The sequence below is a fragment of the Methylobacterium sp. Gmos3 genome (assembly GCF_056430985.1).
This window is the reverse complement of sequence record NZ_JBWJYL010000004.1, coordinates 360,307-385,316: the sequence shown is the minus strand read 5'-3', so window position 1 is coordinate 385,316 and position 25,010 is coordinate 360,307. Positions and strand designations below refer to the sequence as shown.

Annotated in this window: 14 protein-coding genes and 5 pseudogenes; 6 read left to right on the top strand and 13 right to left on the bottom strand. The window is 60.6% G+C overall.

Annotated features, from left to right (window positions below; genetic code table 11):
- Positions 1-9: 9 nt before the first annotated feature.
- Complete coding sequence (locus ACS5Q7_RS10735; RefSeq protein WP_478339290.1) at positions 10-2,694, top strand: ricin-type beta-trefoil lectin domain protein; 2,685 nt, start codon at positions 10-12, stop codon at positions 2,692-2,694.
- Here the strand turns inward: ACS5Q7_RS10735 and ACS5Q7_RS10730 are convergent.
- The 4 genes from ACS5Q7_RS10730 to ACS5Q7_RS10715 are packed head-to-tail and all read right to left on the bottom strand — an operon-like array spanning position 2,674 to position 5,003.
- Positions 2,674-3,579: a type II secretion system minor pseudopilin gene (locus tag ACS5Q7_RS10730; protein WP_478339289.1), complete on the bottom strand. Its 906-nt coding sequence runs from the start codon at positions 3,577-3,579 to the stop codon at positions 2,674-2,676. The two genes, ACS5Q7_RS10735 and ACS5Q7_RS10730, sit on opposite strands and share 21 nt — an antisense overlap.
- Positions 3,576-4,187 carry a hypothetical protein gene (locus ACS5Q7_RS10725; protein ID WP_478339288.1) on the bottom strand — a complete coding sequence of 204 codons (612 nt, stop codon included), beginning with the start codon at positions 4,185-4,187 and terminating at the stop codon, positions 3,576-3,578. The genes ACS5Q7_RS10730 and ACS5Q7_RS10725 overlap by 4 nt, the downstream gene beginning before the upstream one ends.
- Positions 4,180-4,554 carry a type IV pilus modification PilV family protein gene (locus tag ACS5Q7_RS10720; RefSeq protein WP_478339287.1) on the bottom strand — a complete coding sequence of 125 codons (375 nt, stop codon included), beginning with the start codon at positions 4,552-4,554 and terminating at the stop codon, positions 4,180-4,182. Before ACS5Q7_RS10720 ends, ACS5Q7_RS10725 begins: the two co-directional genes overlap by 8 nt.
- Entirely contained in the window at positions 4,551-5,003 is a 453-nt protein-coding gene (locus ACS5Q7_RS10715; RefSeq protein ID WP_478339286.1) for a pilus assembly FimT family protein, read from the bottom strand. The genes ACS5Q7_RS10720 and ACS5Q7_RS10715 overlap by 4 nt, the downstream gene beginning before the upstream one ends.
- A gap of 167 nt (positions 5,004-5,170) precedes the next feature.
- Between ACS5Q7_RS10715 and ACS5Q7_RS10710 the strand changes: the two genes are divergently transcribed.
- The 4 genes and pseudogenes from ACS5Q7_RS10710 to ACS5Q7_RS10695 form a co-directional block, all read left to right on the top strand.
- Positions 5,171-6,721: an ABC transporter substrate-binding protein gene (locus ACS5Q7_RS10710; RefSeq protein ID WP_478339285.1), complete on the top strand. Its 1,551-nt coding sequence runs from the start codon at positions 5,171-5,173 to the stop codon at positions 6,719-6,721.
- 73 nt (positions 6,722-6,794) lie between these two features.
- Positions 6,795-7,958 carry an acyl-CoA dehydrogenase family protein gene (locus tag ACS5Q7_RS10705; RefSeq protein WP_478339284.1) on the top strand — a complete coding sequence of 388 codons (1,164 nt, stop codon included), beginning with the start codon at positions 6,795-6,797 and terminating at the stop codon, positions 7,956-7,958.
- Between the two features lie 134 nt (positions 7,959-8,092).
- Positions 8,093-9,285: pseudogene (nhaA, locus tag ACS5Q7_RS10700) on the top strand (Na+/H+ antiporter NhaA).
- 48 nt (positions 9,286-9,333) lie between these two features.
- Positions 9,334-9,513 (top strand): annotated as a pseudogene (locus ACS5Q7_RS10695) (transposase); the annotation flags it as partial.
- Here the strand turns inward: ACS5Q7_RS10695 and ACS5Q7_RS10690 are convergent.
- From ACS5Q7_RS10690 to ACS5Q7_RS10660, 7 genes and pseudogenes are all read right to left on the bottom strand, one after another.
- Positions 9,501-9,746, bottom strand: a pseudogene (locus ACS5Q7_RS10690) (transposase); the annotation flags it as partial. The pseudogenes ACS5Q7_RS10695 and ACS5Q7_RS10690 sit on opposite strands and share 13 nt — an antisense overlap.
- A 284-nt stretch (positions 9,747-10,030) precedes the next feature.
- A complete protein-coding gene (locus ACS5Q7_RS10685) occupies positions 10,031-10,951 on the bottom strand; it encodes an NAD-dependent epimerase/dehydratase family protein (protein WP_478339283.1) in 921 nt (306 codons plus the stop codon).
- Positions 10,948-11,526, bottom strand: coding sequence for a dTDP-4-dehydrorhamnose 3,5-epimerase family protein (locus ACS5Q7_RS10680; RefSeq protein ID WP_478339282.1), 579 nt, complete (start codon positions 11,524-11,526; stop codon positions 10,948-10,950). The genes ACS5Q7_RS10685 and ACS5Q7_RS10680 overlap by 4 nt, the downstream gene beginning before the upstream one ends.
- Positions 11,475-12,713, bottom strand: coding sequence for a methyltransferase domain-containing protein (locus ACS5Q7_RS10675; RefSeq protein WP_478339281.1), 1,239 nt, complete (start codon positions 12,711-12,713; stop codon positions 11,475-11,477). The genes ACS5Q7_RS10680 and ACS5Q7_RS10675 overlap by 52 nt, the downstream gene beginning before the upstream one ends.
- A 109-nt stretch (positions 12,714-12,822) precedes the next feature.
- Positions 12,823-13,893: a CDP-glucose 4,6-dehydratase gene (rfbG, locus tag ACS5Q7_RS10670; RefSeq protein WP_478339280.1), complete on the bottom strand. Its 1,071-nt coding sequence runs from the start codon at positions 13,891-13,893 to the stop codon at positions 12,823-12,825.
- Positions 13,878-14,645 carry a glucose-1-phosphate cytidylyltransferase gene (rfbF, locus tag ACS5Q7_RS10665; RefSeq protein WP_478339279.1) on the bottom strand — a complete coding sequence of 256 codons (768 nt, stop codon included), beginning with the start codon at positions 14,643-14,645 and terminating at the stop codon, positions 13,878-13,880. The genes rfbG and rfbF overlap by 16 nt, the downstream gene beginning before the upstream one ends.
- 1,581 nt (positions 14,646-16,226) lie before the next feature.
- Positions 16,227-16,493: pseudogene (locus ACS5Q7_RS10660) on the bottom strand (IS5/IS1182 family transposase); the annotation flags it as partial.
- Between the two features lie 61 nt (positions 16,494-16,554).
- On the opposite strand from ACS5Q7_RS10660, the pseudogene ACS5Q7_RS10655 reads away from it, so the two are divergent.
- Positions 16,555-17,205 (top strand): annotated as a pseudogene (locus ACS5Q7_RS10655) (transposase).
- 717 nt (positions 17,206-17,922) lie between these two features.
- Here the strand turns inward: ACS5Q7_RS10655 and ACS5Q7_RS10650 are convergent.
- Both ACS5Q7_RS10650 and ACS5Q7_RS10645 read right to left on the bottom strand, forming a co-directional pair.
- A complete protein-coding gene (locus tag ACS5Q7_RS10650) occupies positions 17,923-23,190 on the bottom strand; it encodes a rhamnosyltransferase WsaF family glycosyltransferase (RefSeq protein WP_478339278.1) in 5,268 nt (1,755 codons plus the stop codon).
- Between the two features lie 31 nt (positions 23,191-23,221).
- Complete coding sequence (locus tag ACS5Q7_RS10645; RefSeq protein ID WP_478339277.1) at positions 23,222-24,346, bottom strand: class I SAM-dependent methyltransferase; 1,125 nt, start codon at positions 24,344-24,346, stop codon at positions 23,222-23,224.
- Positions 24,347-25,010: the final 664 nt, after the last annotated feature.

The following is a 25,010-nucleotide window of genomic DNA, read 5'->3' as shown; positions in this document are numbered from 1 at the left end:
GACCTCGACATGACCGTCTCGACCCCCACCCATGCCGCTTCGCGGGCGCGCCGGCTCGCGCTTCTCTCGGCCACGATGCTGGCGGGGTGCCTGCTCACCCCGGCCAAGGCCGCGCTGTTCAAGGTGGTCGTGAACCAAGTGCCGGATCCGCTGCTGTCCGGCCTGTCGATCCCGCCCAACGCGGCGACGATCGGGATGTATTCCGGCGTCTATAACTGGCCGATCAACGCCATCACCCTCGGCCTCCTGCCGAACGGCAAGGTCGTGTCCTACGGCACGGCGGTCAACGATCCGGCCATCCAGGACGGCCGCACCTTCGACATCTGGGATCCGAGCAAGGCCGGGGCGCCGGATTCCCATGTCACGCTCCAGGGCGTGGTCGGCGTCAACAGCTTCTGCGCCGCGCAGGCTTACCGGCTCGACGGCTCGCTGATCTCGTCCGGGGGCATCTTCGACAACGGCAACGACAAGGGCAGCGTCATCCTCAACCCGAGCGCCACGTCCATCGGCGCCGTCTCGGCCAAACTCGCCAACGACCGCTATTACGCGAGCATGCTGACCCTGCCGAACGGGAAGCAGGTCATCTTCGGCGGCACCTACCCCTACGCCGCGGTCAACGGGAATCCGCAGGGTGCGATCGACAGCGGCCAGATGAACGCGATGACGCCGGAACTCTTCGGCGGCAACCAGTGGAACAGCCTGTTCGGCGCCAACAGCCGCGACGCCTTCGGCCCGGACAACAGCCGCTACTGGTTCCCGCGCGCCTGGGTCGCGCCGAACGGCAAGGTCTTCGGCATCGCCTCCGACAAGATGTGGTACCTCGACACGACCGGCAACGGCTCCGTCACGGCCATGAACTTCCTCAGCCCGCAGAAGAACGTGGGCTCGGCCAACGACGCGCCGAACGTCGGCCCCGGCTCGACGGCGGCGATGTACGACACCGGCAAGATCCTCCAGGTCGGCGGCAACGCCTACACGAACGGTGACGGGTACCTATCCTCGAACCGGGCCACCACCATCGACATCAACGGCGCCACCCCCGTCGTGAAGGATGTCACGCCGATGCAGTACGGCCGCGCCTTCGCCAACGCCACGGTGCTGCCCACGGGCTTCGTCATGATCAACGGCGGCAGCTTGCATGTCGATGATGCCGGCCCCAGCGCCGTCACCCAGACCGAGATCTGGAACCCCTACAGCAACCAGTGGATCCATGCCGCCTCGGCCGCGATCTATCGCGGCTACCACTCCAGCGCGATCCTGATGCAGAACGGCGCCGTGTTGACCTCCGGCGGCGGCAGCCCCGGCCCGGTGGCGAACCAGAACTCGGAAATCTACTACCCGCCCTACCTGTTCGTTGGCACGAACGGCGGCTCGGCCCTCGCCCCGCGCCCGCAGATCGTCAGCCTCTCGACGCTCCAATTGCCCTACGGCCAGAGCACCCAGTTCGAGCTGACCTCGCAGAACGGCCTGTCCCAGGTCGTGCTGGTCGGGAACGGCCTCGTCACCCACGCCTTCAACTCGACCCAGCGCCGTTACGTCGCCAGCTTCTCCCAGTCGGGCAACACGGTGACGATCCAGACGCCGCCCTCGGGCAACATCGTCCCGCCGGGCTATTACCAGCTCGTCGCCATCGACAGGAACGGCGTACCTTCCCCGGGCGTGATCGTCGCGGTCGGCAACAACGTCGCCGCCCCGACGCAGGCCACGACCTACGTCGCCTCCGCGCAGGGCAGCAACGGCAGCGGCGGCTCGGGCACCGGCGGCAACGGCGGCAACGGCGGTTCCAGCAACGGCGCTTCGAACGGCGGCGGGGCGTCGGGCTCCGGAACGTCCGGCGGCCTCAGCACCGTGTCCGGGACCATCGACGTCCTGAAGCCGTCGCATACCGGCATGTGCCTCGCGATCAACCGCGGCGACACCAGTGACCGGGGTCCTGTGACCCAGCAGCCGTGCAACGGCTCCAACGAGCAGTCGTGGCGCCAGACCTCGGTCAGCGGCGGCACGACCTACACCAACATCGCCTCCGGCAAGTGCCTGGATCTCACCCTCGACAACCAGCCGGTCTCCCCCGGCGCCGCGATCTACCAGTACAGCTGCCACGGCGGCAGCAACCAGGTGTGGCAGGCCAAGCCGCAGGGCGTCGGAAGCGCCCTCGTCTCGGCCTATAACGGGCTCTGCGTCGGCGTCTTCGGCGCCTCGACCCAGGCGGGCACGGGCACGGTCGGCTGGACCTGCACGGGCGTGCCGGACCAGACCTACACCGGCAACGGCGGCCGTCCCCTCGTGTCGGCGCAGTCGGGCCTCTGCCTCTCGGTGCCCGCCGGGAACAAGGACGACCGCGCTCCGGTGACCCAGCAGACCTGCACCGGCGCCGCCGAGCAGCAATGGCGCCCGATCGCCGGCAACGGCGGCACGGCCTACATGAACGTCGCCTCAGGCAAGTGCCTGGACCAGAACCTCGATACCCAGCCCGCCGGCCCCGGCGCGACGGTCTACCAGTACACCTACCTCAACGTGAACAACCAAGCCTGGACGCCCAAGCCTGTGGGCGGGGGTAGCAACCTCGTCTCGGTGAACTCCAACCTCTGCCTCGGCGTGCTCGGCGGCACCGGTCAGGCGGGCCTGGGCACGGTGGTCTGGACCTGCAACGGCGCGGCCGACCAGATCTTCAACTCAACTGCCTCGAAGCTCTGAGGGCGTCAGCGCCGCGCGGATCGCGGCGCAGGCGGGATGATCGGTGCCGGGCGTGGCGGACAAGGCCACGCCCGGTTGCCAGACGAGGAAGTCGGTCCCGGTCCGGGTGCCGCCGAGGGCGTAGACCCCGACGCGCCCGGCCCGCGCCGTCCCCTGCGCGAGGGTGACGGACATGCGGAAATACTGGCGCGGGGAGGGTGTCCGCCTGCCGCCCTGCGGCGGTGCGGCCCCCGAGACCCCCAGCCGCCGGACCAGGGCGGCGAGGTCGAACGACCCGGCTTCGTTGTAGACCGTGAGCGCCGGCTGGAGCCGCGCCGCGATCTCGGGGGTCATGGATGGGAGCCGCCCGATCTCATCAACGCTGAGGAAGGGGCCATTGCGCGGGCCGTAGGGGAGGCCCTTGGCACGGTATTGCGGCAGTTCGGCGCCGCCATTGGGCTCCGGCACGTCGTCCGCGTCGCGGTAATCAACGATCTCCGCGCCGAGGGCGAGGGCGGTCGAATCGGGAATGCCGAGGAGACGGAACGCCTCCTCCATCGCGGGACGAGGCGTGCGGTTCAGGTCGATCAGGCGGCCTTGGTCCTCGATGGACAGCAAGGCCATCCGGCCCAAGGGCAGGGCGCAGGCGATGGGGCTGCCATCCTCCGGCAGGCCGAGCCCCGCGAGGCGGTAGGTCCGGGCCACCGCGAGGTCGTGGGCGAGCAAGCGGGTGATGCCATCCGCCATGCCCTGCAAATTCGCGAGATCGGCGCGGGTGCGGGCGAGGGCGGCGTTCGCCCGCGTCTGCAGGATCGCGGTGGCGAGGATCGCGCTGACGGCGGCGAGCACCATCACCACCGACACGAGGACGAAGCCGTCTTCGTCCTTCCGCGAATCGCCGGTCACCGCACGTCTCCCGTGGCGATCAGGAGGGGCGGCCAGCGCCGCCGGTCGGCCGGCGCGAAGGCGATGCGCACCTCGATCAGGTCGGGCTGGCGGTCGGGGCGGACCCAGGCCGTCGCCCAGGTGGCGGGCATCCCCTTGGCGGTAGCGCCGTAATAGCGGAGCCCCAGGGCCGCGACCCCTTCGAGCAGCACCTCCGAGCGCGCCGTCGCCGCGATGCCCTGGAGCGTTTCGAGGGGCACCCGGCGCTCCACGAGGTCGAGGAAGCCATCCCCGCGCGGGATGCCCGCGACCGTCGCCACTAGGTCCGCCGGCCGCTCGACGGCGCGGTCGGGTGCGATGGCGGCCGAGAGACCGTCCGGGCCGCCCTGCAAGACCGGTTGCGTGCCGTCCATGTGGCGGCTCGCGAGACTTCCCAGGGTGCGGCGCAGGTGATCGCGCACCGCCTGGACCTGACCGGCCCCCTCGGCGGCGGCCACGGCGGCTGAGGACCGGCCCGCGACGCGCACGGTCTCGATCAGCAGAACCCCGATCAGCGCCGCAAGCGCCAGGGAAACCAGCACCTCCACCAGGGCGAAGCCGTCCTCCGAGCCGGACTTGCCCTCACGCATCGGGTTTACCCGGCACCAGGGTGGTGTAGATCGGCCGTCCCTCCGGGCCGCCGAGCGTCAGGACGAGGCGCCAGACCGCCGGGCCGCGCCGCTCGGGCAGGGCGGCGCGCACGTCGCTCACCGTCAGCGTCCAGATGCGCCCGTCCGCGAAGCGCCCCTCGCCGAGCCCCGCCACGAGAGGCCCCGCCGCGATCCGCTGCAGGCAGATCGATTCGGCCTCGTCGGCTTCCGTCTGCCAGAACGCCGCGCGGCGCAGGCCCGTCACCGTCTCCCCCGCGATCTGCATGGCGAGAATCATGCCGATGGCGGCGATGGCGAAGGCCACCAGCACCTCGACCACGGTGAAGCCGTCCTCGGACGTGCTCACGGCATCGTCCCCCTTGAGACGCGGCCGAGCAGCGTGCCGACCGTCAGAACCCGCCCGCCGATGACGATGCGCCCTCCACTCGATCCGCCGTCCGGCAGGAAGCGGATCTCGCCAGGAGTCGCGGTGGCGGCCTCCTCGACCTGAACCAGCACCGGCAGGGGCGCCGTCGCGATGGGCGCCGCGCCGGGCCGTGAGGAGAGGAACCGCCCCGAATCGGGCTCGAACACGAGATGCGCCGTCTGGCCGGAGCGAAGCGCCTGCACCCGCAGCAGGACCATCTCGGAGCCGAGAATGGCCGCGATGCGATCGGCCCGGCGTCCGACACCGCTGCCGGCGAATTGCGTCGCGACCGCCGCCGCGAGGCCGATGATCACCAGGGTCACGAGCATCTCCACCAGGGTGAAGCCCGCGTCCTCGCCTGCCTCCTCCATGGTTGCTCGGGCCGACACGTTCGCGACGTCTCCCAACCCCGGCGCGAGGTTGCACGCGCGTGAGACAACCGGAGCATGGTGAAGATTCGGTTTCGACAACCGGCCGATGCCAATGGCCCGGCCCATGCTACGCTCGCGTGCCTTCCACAACGGAGCGTGTGATCGTGCTGAACAGACGACGTTTCATGGCCGTGTCCGGAGCCGCGCTCGCTGCGCCGGCCCTCGCGCAGGGCGCGAACTCGCGGGTGCTCAAGTTCATCCCGCAGGCAGACCTGACGGTCCTCGACCCGATCTGGACCACCGCCTACGTCACCCGCAACCATGGTCTGGCGGTTTTCGACACGCTCTACGGCCTCGACGGCAGCTACCGCGCCCAGCCGCAGATGGCGGCGGGCCATGTGACGGAGGACGACGGCAAGCGCTGGAAGATCACCCTGCGGCCGGGCCTGAAGTTCCACGACGGCACGCCGGTTCTGGCGCGGGATTGCGTCGCCAGCATCAGCCGCTGGGGCAAGCGCGATGCCATGGGCCAATCGCTCATGAGCTACACGGACGAACTCACTGCGCTGGATGACACGACGATCCAGTTCCGGCTGAAGAAGCCGTTCGTGCTCCTGCCGGACGCACTCGGCAAGGTCGGCTCCAACATCTGCGCGATCATGCCGGAGCGGCTGGCCAAGACCGACGCCTTCACGCAGGTGACGGAGATGGTCGGCAGCGGGCCGTTCCGCTTCAAGGCGGACGAGCGCATCGTCGGCGCCCGCGTCGTCTACGAGAAGTTCGCCGATTACGTCCCCCGCGAGGGCGGCGAGCCGCAATGGACCTCCGGCCCGAAGCGCGCCTACGTCGACCGGGTGGAATGGACGATCATCCCCGATCAGGCCACCGCCGCCTCCGCGATGCAGACCGGCGAGATGGATTGGTGGGAGCAGCCGCCGGCCGATCTCGTGCCGACCCTGCGGGGCCTCACCACCGCCATCAAGGACCCGACCGGCCTTATCGGCACGCTGCGGATGAACCAGCTCCTGCCGCCCTTCGATAATCCGGCGATCCGCAAGGTGCTGCTGAAGGTGGTGGACCAGACCGATTACATGCAGGCAGTGACGGGCACCGACCCGAAGCTGATGCACGCGCCTGTCGGCTATTTCTGCCCGAAATTGCCGATGGCGAATGATGTCGGCCTCGATGCCCTGACCTCGAAGCGCGATTTCGAGGCGGCCAAGAAGGAACTCGCCGCCGCTGGCTACAAGGGCGAGAAGGTCGTGCTCATGGGCGCGTCCGACTTCCCGACCCTCAAGGCGCTGGCCGACGTCGCCGCCGACATGCTCTCCCGCGCCGGGTTCAACGTCGATTATCAGGTGATGGATTGGGGCACCGTCGTGCAGCGGCGGGCGAAGAAGGACCCGATTGCGCAGGGCGGCTGGAACGCGTTCTGCACGTTCTGGGCGGGTCTCGATCAGGCGAACCCGGCCGTCAGCTCGTTCCTGCGCGGCAATGGCGCGGGCGCGGCCATCGGCTGGCCGACCAGTGAGAAGATCGAAGCCCTGCGCACGCAATGGCTCGATTCGCCCGATGTCGCCAGCCAGAAAGCGGTGGCCGCCGAGATCCAGAAGCAGGCCTTCGTGGACCTGCCCTACCTGCCCCTCGGCCAGTACTTCGTGCAGACCTCGTACCGGCCCAACATCTCGGGCGTGCTCGAAGGCGTGCCGGTGTTTTGGAACGTCAAGAAGGGCTGAGCCCTGCGGCGTCCCGCCGGGTCTGCTGGCGGGACGCCCTCCCGATCCTATCTCGGGGGCGGGAGGTGCACCGATGCAGACGATCGACCACGGCAGCCATGGCGAGATCCGCGATGCGGTGCGGGCGCTCTGCGCCGACTTTCCGGCGGAGTATCACCGCCGCATCGACGAGGCGCGCGGCTACCCGGAGGCGTTCGTCGAGGCCCTGACCAAGGCCGGCTGGATGGCCGCACTCATCCCCGAGGAATACGGCGGCTCCGGCCTCGGGCTGACGGAAGCCTCCGTCATCATGGAGGAGATCAACCGCTCCGGGGGCAATTCCGGCGCCTGCCACGGCCAGATGTACAATATGAACACCCTCGTCCGCCACGGCTCGGAGGAGCAGCGCCGGCAATACCTGCCCCGAATCGCTGCGGGGGAGTTGCGGCTGCAATCCATGGGCGTCACCGAGCCCGGCGCCGGCACCGACACCACCAAGATCAAGACCACGGCCGTGCGCCGGGGCGACCGCTACATCATCAATGGGCAGAAGGTGTGGATTTCGCGGGTCCAGCATTCGGACCTGATGATCCTGCTCGCCCGCACGACGCCCCTCGATCAGGTGAAGAAGAAATCCGAGGGGATGTCGATTTTCCTCGTGGACCTGCACGAGGCCGTCAAGAAGGGCCTGACGGTTCGGCCGATCCTCAACATGGTCAACCACGAGACCAACGAGCTGTTCTTCGACGAACTTGAGATCCCGGCCGAGAACCTGATCGGCGAGGAGGGCCAGGGCTTCAAGTACATCATGACCGGGCTCAACGCCGAGCGCGCGCTGATTGCCGCCGAATGCATCGGCGACGGCTACTGGTTCATCGACAAGGTCACCGCCTACACCAAGGAGCGCATGGTGTTCGGCCGCCCGATCGGCCAGAACCAGGGGGTGCAATTCCCCATCGCGGAGAGCTTCATCGAGGTCGAGGCGGCCAACCTCATGCGCTACGAGGCGTGCCGGCTCTACGATGCCGGCGAGCCCTGCGGCGCCCAGGCCAACATGGCGAAATACCTCGCCGCCAAGGCGAGCTGGGAGGCGGCCAATGCCTGCATCCAATTCCACGGCGGCTTCGGCTTCGCCGCCGAATACGACGTGGAGCGCAAGTTCCGCGAGACGCGCCTCTATCAGGTCGCGCCGATCTCCACGAACCTGATCCTCTCCTACGTCGCCGAGCACATCCTCGGCCTGCCGCGCTCGTTCTGAGCATCCTGGCCGAAAGGCCCTCAGGTTCGCATCGACGAGCAAAGAAGGAGGGAGGTGCGTGCCGTCTCTCCTGCCAAACGCGGACGCGCGCTTACCGATTTGGCTTGAACCAGTACCATAACTTTGGCACCCCCTTGGGCAAGCAAGCACCGCGCTTGATCCATCGCCCGGCATCAGCCCTTAGGCGCCTGTTGACCAGCGAGGCCGGCGGCAGCCTCGTGCTGATGGCGAGCGCAATGCTCGCCCTGATGGTGGCGAATTCGGATCTCGCTTGGATCTATTTCACTGCGCTGAAGGCCCATCTCGGACCACTTAGAGTGCTGCACTGAATCAACGACGCGCTGTTAGCCGTGTTCTTTCTGCTCGTCGGGCTGGAGATCAAGCGTAAGATGCTCGATGGGCGGCTGCGCACGTGGCCCGACCGCATCCTCCCGGGAGTCGCCGTCCTCGGCGGCATGATCGCACCGGCCCTGGGCTACGTCGCCGTCATCAGGCATTCGCCCGAGACCCTGCACGGCTGGGCGATCCCCGCCGCCACGGACACCGCCTTCGCCCTCGGGGTTCTCGCGCTGCTCGATGCGCGGGTACCGGTGTCGCGCAAGGTGTTCCTGACGGCGCTCGCCATCATCGACGACCTCGGAGCCGTGCTCGTCATCGCGGCCTTCTAAACTACGGACCTTTCCCTGCCGATGCTCGGCAGAGTCACTGTTACCTTGGTGCTGCTCTACGGGATGAACCGGGCGGGCGTCTCGTGGCTCGCCCCCTACCTATTCCTCGGGCTGGTGCTGTGGATCTTCGTGATCGAATCGGGCGGCCGCGCTACCACCGCCGGGGTGCTTCAAGCCCTCACGATCCCGTTGCGCCTCAGCGCTGGCAAGCCGGACGATCCAGCCTCGCCTCTCCACCGGCTGGAACACGCGATCCAACCATGGTCGGCCTATCTCGTGCTGCCGATCTTCGGCTTCGCCAATGCCGACGTCTCTCTCGCGGGTTTCGAGCCGAAAATGCTTCTCGATCCCGTCACCTTCGGCGTGGCGCTCGGCCTGTGCCTGGGTAAGCAGCTCGGAGTGTATGGCTTCGTCGTCGCCTGCGTGAAGTCAGGGCTGGCGCAGCGCCCGGCTCATGCGAGTTGGACACCGGTCTACGGCGTCGCTCTGCTCTAAGGCGTCGGCTTCACCATGAGCCTGTTCACGGTGTCCTCGCCTTCGCCGATTCCTCCTCCCTTGAATCGAAGGTGAAAGTCGGCGTGCTCGCGGGCTTCATCGCCTGCATCGTCGTCGGAGCTCTCGTGCTCCTCGCCGCTCCAGGGCGAGGTTGTACGCGCTGAAAACGCAACCGGCTTCGTCCGCACAACAACCGCGCAGTGAACCGTCCGCAAGTCATCGGCGTCGACGACTGGGCTCTGCGCAAGGGTCGAACCTACGGCACTATTGTGGTCGATCTCGAACGTCGTCGTCCCATCGATCTGCTGCCTGATCGCTCGACCGAGACCCGGGTTGCGTGGCTCCGCCGCGAGCCGCAGATCCAGTTCGTGGCGCGCGACCGCTCGACAGACAAGTCCGCCACGAGCCGCCGCAATTGAGCGTTCTTGCGCTCCAGTTCCTTCGTCTTCCTGGCCTGGTCGACCTAAAGGCCGCCATACTCCTTGCGCCGGCGGTAGTAGCTCTGCTCAGAGATCTCCGCCTCCTTGTACGCCAGCGCCAAGCTCTTGCCTTGTGCCGTTTGCACCTCGATCTGGCGCAGCTTCAGCACGACCTGCTTCCCAACCGTCTTCTGACCTCGCCGCATGTCCGAACCCTTCGGTCCTGACTGATCCTCTCAATCAGCCCGGTCCAAGGCCAGCTGGTAAGGTCAGATTAAAAATTGAAGATACAGGACGACATGTTCCCAATAATTCACGGGTGAGAAAATTCATAATGCGACTAACGAGGGCAGGATGCTTTTTTAATTCACAGGTCTAATTCAATACAGCGCTTTAATACACAATGAATATACCAATGCTTCCGGATTTAAAGAAAGTCAGACGTTCCTGCGGATTTGCCAACGATCAAATGCAAAATAGAGTTGGAAGACTATGCTGTGCGTGCATTCGCAGTCGATACCTCGCGCCACCATTTGGCGGTGTGCCGTAGTCCGCTCTCGAGATCAAAGCGCGGGCGAAATCCGACCGCTTCAGTCAGGACCGTTGTGTCGGCGCAGAGCAGAGGCGGGTCGCCGGGCGTCGAAGGACGGGCTCCAAAGGAGACCTGGTCGATCCCGCCTAATTCTGCCGCCAGAATTTCGATTAAGCGACGCACGGTAACGGGCGAGCCGGAAGCTATATTGAACGGGCCGCGATGCGGACTGTGAAGAGCTGCGACGAAAGCGCCGGCGACATCCTCGACGTGAAGAAAGTCGCGCTTCTGCAAACCCTCGGTCGTATCTACAGGCTGGCAGAGAGACAAGGCGGACGCGACATCCGAGACCAGTCGGTTTTTGGCCTCCCTCGGCCCGTACAGCCAAAAGATGCGACCCCACGCGATTGACAATCCCGACTGATCACCAAACGCGCACACGGCCCGCCGAGTCGCGTCTTTGATCGTGCCGTACAGCGTCGCGGGGACGATGGGCGAGCCTTCGTGGAGCCGGCCATTGCCAGTCCAGTCGTACTCGGCGCAGCTCCCCGCCATCACGGCGCGCACTCCTCCGCTGTCAGCGAAGGCTCGGGTGAGCGAGAGGGTGACAGCCGCCCAATCCAGGTTATCGGGGGCGGTCCAGAAGTGGCCCGGCGTCGCATTCCAGGCCAGATGGATGAGGTGGGTTGGCTTAACGCGGTCGATGAGCTCTTCTGCGGCTCCCGCCTGGAGGAGGTCCGTCGCTTGAAACTCGACTGCCATTCCTGCCATGCTATCCGGCCGTCGTCCGGTGCCAACAACGGCAACGCCACTCTGCGCAAGTTGCGCTACGACGTTCCGGCCGATGAAGCCGGAGGCGCCTGTCACCAGGACCCTCATGGTTGCCAATCCGGATAGGTCGCGTCGCGCTCCGACATGAACGGGTCTGGTAAGGGCCACTCAATCCCGAAAGCGGGATCGTTCCATCGCACGCCGTCACTGAAACCCGGTCGGTAGGCGGGTGTTATTTGATAGAGAACGTCCGTGTCGGCTTCGAGTGTTTGAAATCCGTGCGCCAACCCCGGGGCAATGTAGAGGCCTATCGCGTTCTCGGTACTCAGCGTCTCGCCATACCACTGTCCACGTGTCGGAGAGCCTGGCCGAAGATCCACCGCCACATCGAATATCGTGCCACGCACGCAGCGCACAAATTTCGCCTCGGAATGTGGATGGGGTTGGAAATGCATGCCTCGCAACGTTCCCGCCGCTGTATTACGCGAGAGGCTAGATTGCTCGAACTGTCTTGGCAGACCATGCGCGGCGAACTCATCGGCGCAAAAGGTGCGCATGAAGCTTCCTCGCGCATCGAGCCGGGGATCTGGAAATATACGCCAGAGCCCAGCGATTGGCGTCTCCTGAAAGATCACGGATGAATCTGGATCGTTGGTATAGGCGTTACGAAACGCCCGCCCCATTCGCGCACGCCGCGCATCTGCTCCATGATCTCGTCCTTGAGGTTCCACGGCATGATTAATACGTAGTCTGGGCGGCGTTCGAATATCGCCTCTGGCGCATGGATTGGAATTCGAACGCCTGGCAGAAGCCGGTTCACCTTGTGGGGGCTACGATCAACCGTGAATTCGACAAGCTCTGGGCCCACACCGCAGTAATTAAGTAGCGTGTTGCCCTTCGCTGGAGCCCCATAGCCTACAACCACCTTACCTTCCTGCCGTGCGGTGATCAGAAAATCCAGAAGGTCGCACTTGGTCTTCACGACCTCTCGGGCGAAGCGACGATAAGTCTCGAGGTCGCTAAGGCCTGCATCGCGTTCCCGCTCGAGCATTGCTGCAACCCTCGGCGTGTCGGGTCGCGCGGCGTTGTCTTCGTGGCAAATATACAGGCGCAGGGATCCGCCGTGAGTCGTCAACTCCTCCACGTCGAACACGCGCATGCCATGCGCCGCAAAGATACGATGCGCGATTGTGAAGGAGAGATAGCTGAAGTGCTCGTGATATATTGTATCGAACTGCCCGTATTCGATTTGGCGCAGCAGGTGTGGAAACTCGACGTTGGCGATGCCGTCGGGCTTTAGCAATATACGGTATCCCGAAACGAAATCGTTGATGTCAGGAACATGCGCGAGAACATTATTCGCTGCCATCAAATCTGCGCGAACACCCTTATCGGCGAGTCGCGTAGCCGTCTCACGCCCGAAGAACGCAACCTCGCTGGGAACGCCCCGTTGCTCTAAAGCAACTCTTGCGGTATTCGCGGTCGGCTCGACACCAAGGACAGGAATCCCCGCTTGCTTGAAGTACTGAAGCAGGTAGCCGTCGTTAGAGGCAATCTCAACCACCAGCGAATTTGCGTCAAGACCCTCGCGCGCGATCATACTGTCCGCGTAAGTTTTCGCGTGGCGCAGCCATGATTCCGAATAAGAAGAAAAGTAGAGATACTCGTCCGAGAACATATTCTCGGCCTTTTCAAAGTCAATAAGTTGAACAAGAAAGCATTCTTCGCAGACGTAGGCGTGAAGCGGGTAAAAAGGCTCCATCGCCTGTGCGCGCTCAACGGCCACGAAATCGTTTGAAATCGGCGACATGCCGAGGTTTGCAAAGGTAACTCGCAGCGGTGTGCTGCAGAAACGGCAACAGCCTTGCATGGCGACGTCCTTCCGGCACTCTTATCCGCGGCCGCGACAGCGGGAAAGCGTGGCTGTGATGAGGAAATGGTGCTCGCATAAGAGTGCGTCGCCCAAGCCCGGCAGCGCCCTACGCTAAACCCTCGTAACGTCCGATTTGCTCGTTTGTAATGGTCAAGGCCGAGCGGCCGTCCCGAATCGCCTTGTACCATTCCACGGTCCAGGCCAATGCGTCATGGACATGCAGGCGTGGGCGCCATCCCAACCGCAGCCGCGCCTTCGTTGCGTCCACTCTCAGCAGCATGGCTTCCTTGGCCCAAGCCGCGTCGTCTTGCTTCCAGGCAGCCCCCTCGCCCCAGAGCTCCACGACATGCGTGACAACCCTGCCAACTGTCCAGGCGTCATTGTCCGAAGGGCCGAAGTTCCATCCCTCTGCCACCTCTCCGCCCTGCCGGTAAAGCATCTCGGCAAGCACAAGGTAACCCGAGAGAGGTTCTAGGACGTGCTGCCAGGGCCGAGTAGCGAGGGGATTGCGTATCATCACCGGTGAGCCACGCTCGAAGGCTCGCACGCAATCTGGCAACAAGCGATCGGCCGACCAGTCGCCTCCACCGATCACGTTGCCGGCTCGGCCAGAGGCCAGAAACGGTCCCGAGGAGTTCTTAAAGAAAGAGCGCCGGTAAGAGGCTGTCACAAGTTCAGCGCAACCCTTACTGGCGCTATACGGATCCGAGCCACCCATCGCCTCGGTCTCGCGGTAGGCCCAGATCTGCTCGCGATTCTCGTAGCACTTGTCGCTCGTCACGTTGACGAAGGCACGCACCGAGCTGGTTCGCCGCGCCTCATCAAGGACCCTCACGAGGCCCATCACATTCGTATCGAAGGTAGTCGCTGGGTCTTCGTACGACGGATGAACGAGGGCCTGGGCCGCCATGTGAATGACGATCTCAGGTGAGGATGCTCTGAATGCCTCCGCAACGGTATTGGGATTGCGGATGTCACCGATATGCTGGCCGCCAGGTCTATCGAGCATGTCCCAAAGCGTTGCCTCTGCATCTGGTGCGAGGGCTAGGCCATGCACCGATGCTCCAAGCCTCTGCAGCCAGAGGGCGCACCATGCGCCTTTGAAGCCGGTGTGACCCGTCAGGAGAACGCGCTTTCCGGCCCAGAATGCCGGGGAGGGGGTTACCAACGCTTCCACTTGGCGTGCCCGCTCGACCAGAGATCTTCGAGATAACGCTTGTCCCGCAGGGTATCCATCGGCTGCCAAAAACCTTCATGGAAAAACGCTGACAGTTGGCCGTCCCGTGCCAACCCCTCCAGCGGCTCACGTTCCCATGTCGTCTGGTCATCAGCGATGCGGTCTAACACGCTTGGCGAAAGCACAAAAAAGCCGCCGTTGATCCAGCTTCCGTCCCCTTGGGGCTTTTCGATGAAGCCGTTGACCCGCGTGCCATCAACCGCGAGCGCACCAAAACGCCCCGGCGGCCGCACGGCTGTCACGGTAGCGTCTCGCCCCTCACGCTTATGGAAGTTGATGAGCGCACCGATATCGACGTCTGACACTCCGTCGCCGTAAGTCATGCAGAAGTGGCCGTCGGACACTTGGTCTCGCACGCGCTTAAGGCGTCCCCCTGTCATCGTCTCCGGGCCAGTGTCGACCAATGTCACACGCCAGTCCTCGGCACGACTGTGATGCACCTCTACCTTGTTTTTACCGATATCGATCGTCACATCGCTGAGATGAAGATAGTAATTGGCAAAAAATTCGGCGATCTGATAACCCTTATACCCAAGGCAAACAACGAAATCATTGATACCAAATGACGAATAAATTTTCATAATATGCCATATGATCGGTCGTCCACCGACTTCGACCATCGGCTTTGGTCGCGCCTCCGTTTCCTCGGACAGGCGCGTACCCAGGCCGCCAGCAAGGATGACCGCCTTCATATTAGACTCCGACACAAAACCTCTCAAAGAAGCACGAGGACGGCCCTACAGCCTTCCAACTTCGCAGTTGCGCCCGATCAGCTTGGAAGAACGCACGCAACCGTTGTGCCAGCCGCCGGCACCGCTTCCTTCGCCGCGACGTAGCCGCGCTGCCGATTTCCGCCACGGCTTACTCCACGCAGCGGCATACCGCAACATTTGAGAGCTATCCGATTTGGATGGAGCGGTTGGCGGTGTGATGAGGTGGTCGGCGAAGGAGAGCGGCGATGTCAACAGCGTCTCCACCGATCTGCATCAGCGTGTGGTCTAGGTTGTCGCGGTCAGCACATCTCGGCACAAAGCTTCTGCACAATTCCGGGTCAGGCTGGCGCGCTTAAGGCGCCAGTGTAGGCAATTCGCTCGTAAGGGCCGTCGCGCCGAGGCCCGTAGTCCGGGATCAGCGCTTGCTCGCGATCGAGACTCAGAGGCGGCGGTGGTCTCGGCAGGCCTGTCGTCTTTTTTCTCAGCGAGCTTTTCGGGATTGAGCCAAGTGCATGTGCGGCAGAAGGTAAGCGCAAGCGATGCACGTTATTAGCGCGTGCTGCTGCAACTCGGTCCGCGAGTGTCCCTCGAAGTAATTGAGGCCGAATTCCTCCCTGAGTTGCCGATGTGCCCGCCCGCAGACCCAGTGCGTCTTAATCTTGCCGTTTGGTCTCGAGGTAATGTTCGGAGCTACAGGTTCGAAAGGTAGTAGCTGGGCTTACCGGAGACGCGCTACACACCCACCACTTGGACCTCGTCCCCCGGACTGTGGCAATTGTCGGCCCCGACCAAGCTGTCGCTCACCGGCACGTGGGTCATATAAGATTGGGCCACGAGCGCTCCCTTCGCGCCCTGCCGCTACGTCACTGGCCGTCAGGGCAGCGCAACCAAAACCGCCCCGGCTTCCTTCGGCTACAGATCCGTCGTGAACTTGCGCGCTCGCCCGACCGGCTCGACGAGCCGCACGCCAAGATCGTAGCTTTTTTGGTTTCGGGCGATGCCCACTGTCTAGGTCAAGCCGCGCGCGTCGCGGCCGTGCCAGAACGCAAAGCCGGCTGCGCCAGCGTTGGCCAGCACCACGCCGTATCCCATTGCTCCAAGGCCGAACGCCATCGAATCCCGTGAGCGCGATCTTGCGAATGCGTCGCGGCGAAGCCGCCGCCTTGAGCACACCGGTCCGCACGTACCGCGCGGGTGCATCGACCCAAAAAAACGCCTGAGAACGCTGCCAGGTGCGAGAGCGAGCGCTCGCGCTTCCGAGCGTGGTATTCAAAAAACACGGCCGCGGCAGCGCACGCCCAGATCCGACAGGGTTCCATCTTGGTCACGCTCGGCACCAGAATCAGAATTATCAAATCGTTAACGGGCAGTGTCCGTCGTCAGGTGGTTCGAAACGGTATGAGACGCTCAAGAATGAAGGCTCTGATTTAGCTGGGCACCTCCCATTACCGTGATGACGGCAGTCTGGTGGATGGTTCAGCGGAAGTTTGAGCGCTTTGGCGACTTGATGCTGGCTTCGCACTGGTCGCGAACAGGGCGAATAGCCCTTGATCCCGACCCTTAGGCCATCCCCGCCCGGGAGCCGGTGAGCCAGACCGCCCGGTTCATGTTGTACGTGAGGTTGGCCAAGCCGATCTTCGTCCGGGCTCCCGCCAAGCCGATCGTGCGCACCACAAGCCCCGTCGGCCCCTTCTGCCGAGCGAAAATGTGCTCGACGGCGGCGCGGAACTTCGACTTCTCGCCGTTGGCCCGCGCGACGTTCCTCGCCATCGACTTGCCCGGCGGCTTCTCGCAATGGATGCGGGAGCGGAAGCCGGAGACCTCCAAAAATCTCGCGGTTTGAGGTGGTTCGTGGTGTGATCGCGTCGGCGGTAGACGAGGTGCTGCGATGCGCGGTCAACCGGGTTTCTTCGACGTCGACGTGCGCCCGAAGGATCTCTCGGCCAAGGTCGATGCGCCGGAGCGGCTGAACGCCATCGTCGACGTCGAATTGTACCGGGCCGATCTCGTCCGGGCGATGACCCGCTTGGATGGGTCGAGGGGCGGCCACCCACCGTTCGATCTCGTGTTCATGTTCAAGGTGCTGAGTGCCAGCCCTCAGCTATAAGAACCACGTCGGTATCGCCCGCCGCCATGGTCCGATCCGGACCTGGACCGGCGCCGATACGGCCCGCCACGATGGGCTGCAACTGCCCGGCCTCTTATCCGAGGCCAACACCGCCGGGAACGTCTGGGCCGACACCGCCTACCGCTCGAAGCAGAACGAGGCGTACCTGGCGGAGCATGGCTTCCGCTCCCGCATCCACCGCAAGGAGCCGTCAGGCAAGCCGATGGCAAGGAACGTTGCCCGGGCTAACGGCGAGAAGTCGAAGGTCCGCGCCGCAGTCGAGCACGTCTTCGCCCGGCAGAAGGGACCGATGTGGCTCGTGGTGCGCACGATCGACTTGGCGCGAGCCCGGATGAAGATCGGGCTAGCCACGTCGCATACGACTTGGACCGCGCAGTCTTACTCACCAGCTCCCGGACGAGGACGGCCTGATGAGCGGGATCACGAGCCCTAATCCGGCTCGCGTGATTGATGAGGCTCACAACAAATTCGCAAAAGGGTCAGACACTCACGACACCCTTCCAGGCGCCGCCGTCAAATCGGTATTTGGAGCTGTCCTGCTGGATAATAAGGTAAAGCGGCCGAAGAGTGATGGCGTGAGCGTCGGTCCATGGGATCTGACGTTTGATCCGCCCCCTTCACCTAGCTGGGCGCTCGCGGCCCAAGCTGCGTAGCCAATCAGCCGCTTCTTGCCGGCATGGAAGCAATGCCTCGGACCAGTTGCAATACAACGAGCTGAGGATGCCCTCACCTCGACACTGCTCGGAGATTCCGTCCTAACCGACGGGACCTCGAACATGATGCAGCAGTTCTCCTCGGACTAAAACTGCCGGCGCGTTGCCCGAGGGACATTTTGGAGCACGGCCTCTGCCGGCTTTTGCACCCGCTTAGAGAACTGCCTCATCTTCGCTACTGCGGCTTCCACGGACCACTCATCCACCATTCGTAAGGCCCGCAATCTGCCTCAGGAGCGCGATCGCGGACAGCCCAGGCCTAAGCCCTCTTCTCAAATGGAGAGTTTATGATCCTCGTCCACCTTTCTCGGCCGCATCCTATACCCCATGAGACAACGGCTCGGAGTTGCGGCCTTAGGACTGGGCATGGGTTCCCTATAAATCCTGCACCCAATCACGTTGGTTTAGCAACACATCACTTTTCGTGGATCCCACGGGCCCGGATAAGACCCCCAATCCCGCGGATCACCCAATCTTCTCGAGCGTCATGCTCATCGCGATAGGTCATAACTCCGTTACTCAATCCACGAGCGGTGTCGCCAATCAAAAGATCAATGTCACGTGTGACGCCCCGCATGAGTGGCTCATACGCCAGGATACGACTATGCCGGTTAGCGTACATGCCCATCCATAGACCAAGACTTCTTAGGCATACGTTATCGGGAGCTTGATCGAGCGCAAACAGAAGCGCAGTCCGACGAGCCATGACAAGATCAACACTCAAAGCGTCAGCGGCCTGAGCTTTGATGCCGCTAAGCAGATCTTCACCCCGATCAAATATAGATTTTCCAGAGCAACGATCGTAGAACCATCGAGGGGCGATGCGAATAGATGGACCAGCAACGACTTCACCAGACGGCCGACTTATAACACCTCCGACGAAATCGACCGCTGAGCATAATTCAAAATGGCGAAGCCCATGCCAAAGCCCGTCTACATCCCACAGCTCGATTGCCGGCCCTTTGATGAAGACCAAATCACTTTTAGATTTCTCCAAAATGTTCTTGATTTGACGAATGGGTACCGAACCGCGTTCGCAGCAAACACTAAAATGTTCAGAAAAGGGCGGATGTTCCCGATCGTCATCCTGGTGGCCTATTGCGATCAACGCGATAGTTGGTGCGTTCAGCGGCAGACGCCTGAGGTAGAAATCGGGCATTCCAACGTTAGCTGGGTACGGCTCGACGACGAGCTCGTCTGGACACTTGGAGTGTTGCCGGACAAATTCCAAGGCTGCCTTAACCGACTCGAGACTTCCTTGAAAGGTTTCGCCACTATTCGAAATCGATTTTTCGTGCTGACGCCAGTGATAAATCACATGCCGAAGATGACGTGCGCTGAAGCCAGCGAACTCAAACCGAAGCAGTATGTCCCAATCCTGTGCATACTGGGTCGAACTTGATGTAAACGCAGCAAGTTTCCGGGCCTCTTCCGTCGAGAAAAGAATACTGTGCCAAATAAATGAATGAGCCCGCAGGTGAACTGGATCATAATCCGGCCGCAGAAAGGCATGAACATTCCTGCTGCCAACCAAAAGATCCTCATCAGTATAAAATATGCGGGTATCAGAAAATTGCCTGATGCCTCTATCAAGTAGTTCGACTGCATCTTCAGTCAAAACATCATCAGCATCGAGGCACAGTGCAAAAGGTTGACTTGCTCGCTCAACGCAAAAGCGAAGACCTCCGTGAATACCAAGGTTTACGGGCTCACTGTAGAAGGTGATAACGCCGTCTTGGGACAGTCGCTCGAGTATTACTTTTAGATCATCTGAAATTGGCCCGTGAGCAAGAACAATCCATTCTTTCGGTCGCCGCATTTGTTTGCGGATCGAGTCTGCTGTGACCTGGAAGAGATAAGGATCAGTCCGAATGTAGACAGTGGTCAGAATAGAAATAGGCGCAGGGTGCTCGGGGCTGACTATCTGCTCCCGAGTCTGGACGATACGCTCGCGCAAAAAATCATCGTATGAGAACCAAGGTTTATGGGGAGGGCGTTCTGGCGACCTAAGAGACAGATTCGCGCTTCGGAATGGTCTGCCAAAACGGCAAGCTCCTAAATCACCGAATCGAAGAGCAAGACGGAGAGCATCTGTAGAGCTGAGTACAGGATCCGAACCTAGGGGAAGTTCGATAGCGAGTTCGGGGTCAAGCACCACTTTCTGACCCAGCTCTTGAGCGAGTGCGCCAAGCCAAGGGCCTAGCATAGAAATCCCGAAAATTGCGGGCAGCTCGTCGAGTGCCCGATGAAGTAGGTCTGCCCGGACCCACGCACCGCGGCAGGAAGCCCCACCGACTTGCTGCGGCATGGTTGGGTCGTATGGTCCATGGCTGCCGAAAGAATCACCGCCGAACCAAAACGCCGACTCAATCACTCTCCCAGCGACTGAGACACACCCGGACACTTGACATATTTTGCCATCTACTTGAATGATTGCCAAGCGCTTTGCCAGATCAGGATCTCGCACCGGAGTTGCTTCCGGTGAAAGCCAGAGCCATGCCTGACGAGGAATGCCGTCTAATGACTTGAGGAGGCCCGATCGCTCGATACGCTCGGGCAACAAGATTAAATGTACGCCGAAATCTTTAGTGTTTAAGTCTGAAGGTAAGCCTTTGCTCTGAATTCCATCATCTTTAGCCACATTCAAATCTCGGGCATGAAACTGAACCAATCTCTCAACCAGCTCAGCCGGCTGTCTACCTTCCGTGACCAGGCATTGGATCAGAGCTGAGAAACCTTCATCTCGACGCATCAGGGCGGAAATCCATTCCGTCTGACTTACCAAAGCTTTCTGCGAAACCGCGATGGCGAACTCGGAAACGCCGCCGTATGAAAGTTTTATGCGGTCGAACGTCGGTAGCAGTGCCGCAGTATCGTTCCAATCTTGCATAACGGGAATGGCAATGACATCCGGCATCGCCGATTGCTCGACAAAAGCGCCGATGATGCGCAGTGCATCTTCAGACAGCTGCATACCGGCTGCGGCAACGAAGAAATATCGCGCCCTATCAGTCAGAGTTTCAATTTTTATTTCAGAAGACCAACTGTCGGTGGTTGAGACTTTGACCGAGAGCCCTTGATGATCTGCGTAAGGGCGAAATAATTCCTCAATTGTTGTAATGGCTTCCTCTTCGCAGAACACATGCCAGGTAATTTTGCGTGCGGTATCCTGCAATATCAGGTTCTCGGCGAACGCACAGAGCCATGCCAAATCCATCGGACCAGCATAAGTAAGCACATCAACCACTATGCCTTCTGAGGATGGCCTATAATCCGCCCGGCGAAGATCGAGGATGCTCCGATCTAATTGCGAGAAGGCAGATGCCGACGATGCAGGCTCCGCTTCCATCCCAGCAAGAGAGTACGCCCGCCCTGTAATCCCATGTTCGGCAAGTTTCTCAACTAGCTTCGGAACCACCTTCAAAAGTGCTTCTCGCCATGAGCTTGGCAAAACTGGCGCGGTCGAATGAGATCTCGAACTGCTTTCGCACGAAATGCGGGCGCGGACGATAGCCTCAACAATATCTTCGACTGTAGCTGGGGCCCCGATGATCTTGTCCGAAAGTGCGGAGAGGCGCTGACTCGTCTTCACACCGAAGGTAGTCGTTACGGCAACTCCACGGCAAGCAGCCATCTCAAGCGGTGGATAGCTAGGATGGGGAGACATCATCAAAGAAAGCAGAATGTCTGCGCTCCGCATCAGCTCCCCATACGCCTTAAAATCCATCCAAGGCGCGGCCTTCAGTACATAGCCTCGCCCGAGGGGGATCGGCTCGAAGCCTTCCCCCATTCCGATAAATTCCCAGGTAGCTCCATCGAATACGCCAGCTTCAACCGCTGCCCTGATCGCTGCAACACCTAGCCCAAAGAGATTGCGCTCGGCCATCGTCGGGCGAGCGTAGAACAAAAATATCTTAGTAGAACTGCTAGATGGCGATTGAACAAAGAAATGGCGTGAATCGACCGCGGGATCGAAATACAACGCCTGTTCTGCGAACTCAGCCCTCCCATAAATGCCAACTCGATCAGAAATGAGCTGGTCTAGGAGTAATTTCGAGTTGACGATGGGGATATGAGGAAGGCTGTAGGTCTGCACAGCATTCGCATGAATTGTCGAAAGACCATAAAATAAACTCTCATAATCTTGAATAAGATATAGTATTTCTTTGTTTCTTAGTAGTGATGCTGCGGCGCTGGCGGGGTAGGCCGTCCACCACGCGGTCGCCAAAAAAATGTCATTGTAACCTACCTTGAATGGCACTTCCCTGTCGTGAGCATCGAGGAATTTTACGTCGAGTTTTTCGACGTCCACACCGCTTATCTGTTTAAGATGAAGCTTGAGGTCTGTGAGGTCCGTATCTGGGGGCGCATCGAGCGAGACGAAGTTCACGGGCAAACCCTCGGAAGCTAATAAGCAGCCAAGGATGTATGCTGTATTAGGTCCACCGGTTGCATATCGCCGATTAAGACCGGGCAGTACGATCGACACCGCGGGCCGAAGACTAAGATTTCGGTCTACCTCGATGTTCATAGGCTCGAAGCCGTGGTACCGTCCAAGATCGAAGAGGTGGTCTTCACGAAAGCTCGCGAGCGCCGCTGCTGTGATTTGCCCAGTCTTAGCGTAACTGTTCGAAGGAGCGGCCGATGCTCTTTCCGGCTTTACTCGGCAACTCTCCGGTTGCGACAAGAAACTCGTCAAGGGATCGGAGACTTGCGTTCCAGCAGCTTTGTGGAGATCGAGGTATCGAGATACACTGAACCGCGGACCGGGATCGCAGCCTTCCCGCCAACCGCGCGCCGTGTAATGCGAAAATGCTTCGCCTACAGAGCCGATCCGATCGGAGTAGCGATCATAATACCAGCGAGGATTAAAGTAGATGTTCGGCTGGCGTCCCTCGCTTATCCCTGAGTAAATGAAGTGTTGAAGTGGATCGATGCCTGCCTGAGCTACGTCGGGGTACTTTGAAAGATACCACTTCTCGTCAAAGAGAGGACTTGGGCGTGCGCGATCGGAATGCTCTTTGGAGAGGAAATGGGCTAGCGGCTCGGCATCGCCGGCACTGGCACACTCATGCATATACCATGACGGAGCGAAGAGAGGACCAGGCTGACAGCCCTGACGCCAGCCGGTAGACGTATAGTCAAATAGGGCTTCCCCAGCCCTGGAAACCCGGTCTGGATAGGAGATGAGATACCAGTCGGGATCGAAAAACGGATTAGGCCGACGTCCTTCGTTCATGCCCGATGACATGAAATGCTCCAGGGGATCGATTCCCGCCTGTGCCACGTCGGGATAGCGGGAGAGATACCAAGTGGAGTCTACTAAAATGCCGACTCCAGGGTGCTTATGTGATCGATTTTGTAGATAATCTACAAGCGGATTGACTAACTCGAAATTAGTGCCGGGGCGCGAAGCAATATATTGTTTAGTATCGAAGAAAGGCCCTGGGTTGCGCCCTTCGCGTGCTCCATACCTTATATAGTGCTCGGCCGGATCCACTGGATCCGCAGCGACATCTGGGTACGCTGCGAGGTACCACTGGGTACTAAAGAAACCGCTCGCGAGTATCAGCGCCCGATCGTCCTCCGACAGCCGCTTTTTTTTCTTCGAAAATGAAATTTGGCCCATCAGCGCACCTATCAGACCGGATCTATTTAAATAGCTCGCCGCGAAGAGCCACAAGCATCTATGAATCTTCGCGCCAGCTTACTTCTTATTTAGAGTCTGGGCTGTTTTTGTGATTCGCTATTATAGCCTGCATGTGGGCGTCCTTTTCTGTTAAAGCCAATCGAAGCGCTGCACTCTCGCCTTTCAGAGCATTGAAAATTTCGTTTTGTGCCGCCTGCGTCTCTAAAGCTTTTTCGTTCAGCTCACCGATGCGGCACTGAAGCCTTTGTATCTCTTTAGCAGCAGCCTCTGAACTTTCTTTTGCGTGAGCAGACTCGGCCTTCAAAGCCTCAATGATTTCCTTTGACTCGCGCATAACCCAAGCGAGGCGTTCTTCAGCAACGGCTATTGAGGCAGCCTGCATTTCTGTCCTCGCAAGAAGGTGAGGATTAGCTTGAGAAAGGGCAGCTCGCCCAAATAAGACGTGGTCGAAAACGTAGCGTGGCCTTTCGTCAATTAGAGTGGAAATCAGAGGTATAACTTCGCCGTTTTCGCCGCTAATGATCCGTCTGTACGGTCTCGCCTTTTCGGTTTTAAGCTTCTCAATGACGCAAATCGAATCATAGAATGAAACGCTTGCTAAACTGCGCATTAATATACGATGCGCATACAAGGTTTCTTTGTCGATTTCGTCTTCACTGATATGTGTGCAATTAACTACATCAACCAGCCCCTTAAGATACTCTATAGACGAGCCCGCTCGTTGATAACCGCCATCGAATTCTGGGAGATAGCTGCAGTGAAGATCTTCAACAATGTAGAGACCGCCCGCCTTCAGTCGATTGAAGTATATATTGAAAGATTTTATAATGTCATTCGACTTATGCGACCCGTCATCAATGATTATATCGAAAGACTGATCTTTGAAATGCCAATCCGCTGCTATTGGGTCCGTAGCGTCAAATGACAAAGCTTTAATTTTTTCGGATGAAAAAGTAAGATCGGCTACACTGGGATTAATGTCAACGCCAGTAATGGATGAGTTTAGTGGTAAATATTCCGCCCATAGCTCCAGGGAACCGCCGTTCTGTACTCCAATCTCCAGTATAGAGATGGGCTCACCACGTTCTACAAAATGCGCCATCTCTCGTTCGTATATACCGAGGTAGTTTTCCCATTTATCGCAATATTTCAGTTTTTTATTCAAGAATATATCAGATAAGACGCTCATCGTGGTTCAGCTCTTTAGTTTGGGGCGATCTCGTCGGTGCCTCTCATCTTTAGACGACCAACGGCTGCGGTTAGCTCGCTCAGAAACTCGATCCTACAGGCGTCAGGTGTCAGTTCTACGGGCGGATTAGGTACGGACCGCAGACCGGGGAGTGACACCTCTTAATGTGTTACTGCTTCGTACGCAAAGCGGTACATCCGACTTATGGGCTGATCGACCTAAACAGAGTGGAGTCCCAGCAAGTTAAATCGGTTCGCGGATGATCAATCGGTTTGCAGGGGCCGAACCTCTTAGCCGTATCCGTAGACCCCCTCATAACCGCCAACAATCTTGGGTCGGCGCACTCACGCGATAACGGCTTGGACTCCCTAGACCTCACTCCTCGCACGGCCTGCCCCTGCATCACGCCCGTTCTTGTTTGCCTTGGCCATAAAGACCAGCATCGCCCACTTGCGCATCAGCATCTGGCCCCGCCGCGCCTTTGCAGGCAGGCCCTTGCGTTTGGCCGAGAGGATAACCTCGTGGGGTAGGGTTGACCTGACTGGGATTTTGAATCAGGTCAAGTGCGAGGCTACTGGATCGCCGCTGTCATGGGTCGCCGGTAGGCGGGATCTGATCGGGCGACAGGCGAAGGTGGTCGGTAGCCCGGGGGACAGTGTGGCCG

Excerpts from the sequence above, each read along its gene's own strand:
- ACS5Q7_RS10645 (WP_478339277.1), bottom strand. The coding sequence starts at position 24,346 with ATGAGCGTCTTATCTGATATATTCTTGAATAAAAAACTGAAATATTGC.
- ACS5Q7_RS10675 (WP_478339281.1), bottom strand. The coding sequence starts at position 12,713 with ATGCAAGGCTGTTGCCGTTTCTGCAGCACACCGCTGCGAGTTACCTTT.
- ACS5Q7_RS10710 (WP_478339285.1), top strand. The coding sequence starts at position 5,171 with ATGGCCGTGTCCGGAGCCGCGCTCGCTGCGCCGGCCCTCGCGCAGGGC.
- rfbF (WP_478339279.1), bottom strand. The coding sequence starts at position 14,645 with ATGAAGGCGGTCATCCTTGCTGGCGGCCTGGGTACGCGCCTGTCCGAG.
- ACS5Q7_RS10685 (WP_478339283.1), bottom strand. The coding sequence starts at position 10,951 with ATGAGGGTCCTGGTGACAGGCGCCTCCGGCTTCATCGGCCGGAACGTC.
- ACS5Q7_RS10735 (WP_478339290.1), top strand. The coding sequence starts at position 10 with ATGACCGTCTCGACCCCCACCCATGCCGCTTCGCGGGCGCGCCGGCTC.
- ACS5Q7_RS10680 (WP_478339282.1), bottom strand. The coding sequence starts at position 11,526 with ATGGGGCGGGCGTTTCGTAACGCCTATACCAACGATCCAGATTCATCC.
- ACS5Q7_RS10705 (WP_478339284.1), top strand. The coding sequence starts at position 6,795 with ATGCAGACGATCGACCACGGCAGCCATGGCGAGATCCGCGATGCGGTG.
- ACS5Q7_RS10725 (WP_478339288.1), bottom strand. The coding sequence starts at position 4,187 with ATGCGTGAGGGCAAGTCCGGCTCGGAGGACGGCTTCGCCCTGGTGGAG.